This window comes from Streptomyces mexicanus (genome assembly GCF_902506575.1).
Taxonomy (GTDB): Bacteria; Actinomycetota; Actinomycetes; order Streptomycetales; family Streptomycetaceae; genus Streptomyces; species Streptomyces mexicanus.
Map to the genome: position 1 here is coordinate 1 of NZ_LR732661.1, position 3,022 is coordinate 3,022.

Sequence of the window (3,022 nt, forward strand, 5' to 3'; positions counted from 1 at the left end):
ACCGTGACGCAGACGGCGGCCCGTCCCGCTCCGGGGGGAGGGAGGGACGGGCCGCCGTCTGCGTCACGGTCCCGCGCGTCACGATCCCGCGCGTCTCGGCATCGCGCGCTGCGGTCCGCGCGGTGAAGGCTGGTCGGTGAAGGCCGGCCCGTGCGCTGACGACCGGTCGGTGAAGGCCGGCCCGTGCAGGCCGGTCCGTGCAGGCCGGTCGGAGCGACAGGGCAGGCGGCGGGTCAGCCGGTGTACCGGGGGTGCACCAGTGTGGAGGCCGCAAGGCCGGTGACGCGGGTGCGCAGCGCGGCGCGGGCGTCGGCGGCGAGCGAGGCCGCGGTGAGGGTGCGCGGGCGCGGGGCCGCGGGGTCCAGCGCGAGCACCGGGTCCGTACGACAGGCCAGGACGAACCCCCAGTCACGCGCGGCACGGGCGGCGCCGGTCGTGCGGTCGGGGCCCGCGGCGAAACCGGAGTCGCGGCCGCTGACGCGGTAGGCAACGGTGCGCAGTCCCGCCGCCCGGATCGTCGCCTCCACCGTCCAGAAGGCGCGCGGCCGGGTGGTGACCGGTCCCGCGTGCACCACCAGCCGTCCCCGAGGGGCCAGGGTGCGCCGGGCCAGGCCGTAGAACTCCTGTGCGTACAGCTTGGTGCTGGCCGTGATGCCCGGGTCGGGCAGGTCCTCGATCACCACGTCGTACGCCGCCGCCGGTGCTCCGCGCAGCCAGCCGAAGGCGTCGGCCGTGCTCACGTGGACGCGCGGGTCGTCGTAGACGTGGTCGTTGAGCCGGGCGAGCGCCGGGTCGGTGCGGGCCAGGCGGACGACGGCCGGGTCGAGTTCGACGACGTCCACCCGCCGTACGCCCCCGTGGCGCAGCACCTCCCGGGCGGCGAGGCCGTCGCCGCCGCCGAGGATGAGCACGCGCGCGTGCGGGCCGTCCATCGCGGGGTGGACGAGGGCTTCGTGGTAGCGGCGCTCGTCCTGGCCGCTGACGCGCAGCCGGCCGTCGAGGAACAGGTCCAGCGGCCGGCCGCGGGTGCCGCCGGTCAGGACGATCTCCTGGACGTCGCTCTGCAGCGCCACGCGGACGTCGGCGCCGTAGACCGCGTGCCGGGCGGCGCGTTCGAAGTCGCCGACCAGGGCGGCGCCGGAGGCGAGCAGGCCGAGCACGACGAGGTTGGCGACCAGCAGCAGCCAGCGGGCCCGCCGGGTCAGGTCGCGCCGGAACAGGCCGAGCACCAGCGTGCCGCCGGCGACGACGTTGACCGCGCCGGTCAGCAGCGCGCCGGTCAACTGGCCCAGCAGCGGCAGCAGCAGGAACGGAAAGGCGAGGCCGCCGACGAGCGCGCCGACGTAGTCGGCCGCGAACAGGTCGGCGACCGCACCGCCCGCGTCCTGCCGGCGGATGCGCTGGATCAGCTCCATCAGCAGCGGCACCTCGGCGCCGATGAGCAGTCCGATGGCGAGCGAGAAGGCGACCAGCAGGCCGCGCGGTCCGCCCGTCCACATCCCGCCCCAGGCGCCGGTCCAGGCGAAGACGGCGTACAGCGCCATGGCGCTGCAGCCGCCGACCAGGGCGAGCGTGGCCTCGATGGCGCCGAAGCCGATGGCGGCGTGCCGGCGCAGCCGCTTCGCGGCGAGCGAGCCGATGCCCATCGCGAACACCATCACGGACAGCACGACGGACGCCTGCGTGACCGAGTCACCGATCAGGTACGAGGCCAGCGCGACCAGTTCGAGTTCGTAGACGAGCCCGCAGGCCGCGCAGACGAAGACGCCGGCCAGCACGAGGAACCGGCCGGTGGCCGGCCGCACGGGCAGCCGCGCCGGACCGCTCGCGGGAGGCGCCGGGCAGGAGGGCGCCGAGCGGGGCGGGGCCGGGGCGGGCGGTTCGATCACGCTGAGACGTTACGTCACGGTGGGCGACCGCTTCGTCACCCACACGTGTGAAACGAGGGGGCGTCGGTGCATGAGGGTGGCGTTGTGGTGGTGCGTGCTCCCACCCGTGTGCGGGTCGCCACCAGCTGCCCGTCCTGCGGGTAGGCGTGCCAGGTGCGCCAGTGCACCTGGCCCTCCTGCCGCTGCGCCAGCATCGCGGTGAAGGCGTGCGGGCTGCCCGGGAAGACGCCGGCCAGGCCGTTGGGATGGTCGGAGACCAGGGCCAGCAGCTCCTGGGCCCGCCCGGCGAACGACCCCGGCGAGAGCACCTCCACGCGGGCCGCGAACTCGTACTCCCAGTCGCCGGCCCGCTTGGCGACGCCCAGCGGCAGGGGCGTACTGGAGCCCGGGATGCACGCGACCGTCTCCGAACACGTGCCCCACGCCTCCTCCAGGAGGACCTGGTGAGAGGCGCCGAGCAGTCTCAACTGCAGTTTCGCTCCGGACAGTTCGAGGTCGAGGGTGGCCAACGCGGGCAGCGGCTCGCGCCCCAGAGCCCAGGCGAGGTCCGCCGCGCGCGTGTCGGTGTAGGAGGTGGTGAGGGTCGTGAGCATGGATCGGCTCCGCTAGCACGCAAAGAAAAAAGGCGAGTTGGGCCGGCGCACCCCGGTCGACTCGGGGCGAACGGCCCGGTCAGCCTGGTTCGGAAAGGGTGTGAGCAGGTCGTCCTGGGGGCTGCGTCGGCGAGTTAGAGAGAACCACGAACGGCCGTGCCGCACAGCGTTTTTACCCAAGTCCGGGAGGTTTACATCCCTGAGTGGGCCTATGTGCGCAACTGTTCAACCACGGCGTACGCCCCGGCGCGCACGGCGGCGCACAGAGCAGCGCACAGGACGGCGCGCAGGACGCCCCCCACGGGTCGGGGCCCGGCGTCCGAACCGGACGCCGGGCCCCGAGTGAGCGCGTTCCCCGGTCAGCTGCCTCCCCCGCATCCGCCGCCGCACGAGGAACCGCAGGACGAGCCTCCGCAGGAGGAGTGCCCTCCGCAGGAGTGGCCGCCCGAATGGTGGCCGCCCGAATGGCCGCCGGACGACGAGTCGCCGCCCCCGTCCCCGGCCGCCCACCAGCCGCCGCCCCCCCCGCGCGCGCCGCGC

General features: G+C 74.9%; 2 protein-coding genes. Both read right to left on the reverse strand.

What is annotated here, in order from left to right; translation table 11 throughout:
* Window positions 1-233 precede the first annotated feature (233 nt).
* Complete coding sequence (locus GV126_RS34425; RefSeq protein WP_159675208.1) at window positions 234-1,889, reverse strand: polyamine aminopropyltransferase; 1,656 nt, start codon at window positions 1,887-1,889, stop codon at window positions 234-236.
* A 35-nt stretch (window positions 1,890-1,924) separates the two neighbouring features.
* The gene (locus GV126_RS34430) at window positions 1,925-2,482 is read right to left on the reverse strand and encodes a DUF2617 family protein (protein ID WP_159675210.1); all 558 of its coding nucleotides are present in this window, start codon (window positions 2,480-2,482) and stop codon (window positions 1,925-1,927) included.
* Between the last annotated feature and the right edge of the window lie 540 nt (window positions 2,483-3,022).

Excerpts from the sequence above, each read along its gene's own strand:
- GV126_RS34430 (WP_159675210.1), bottom strand. The coding sequence starts at position 2,482 with ATGCTCACGACCCTCACCACCTCCTACACCGACACGCGCGCGGCGGAC.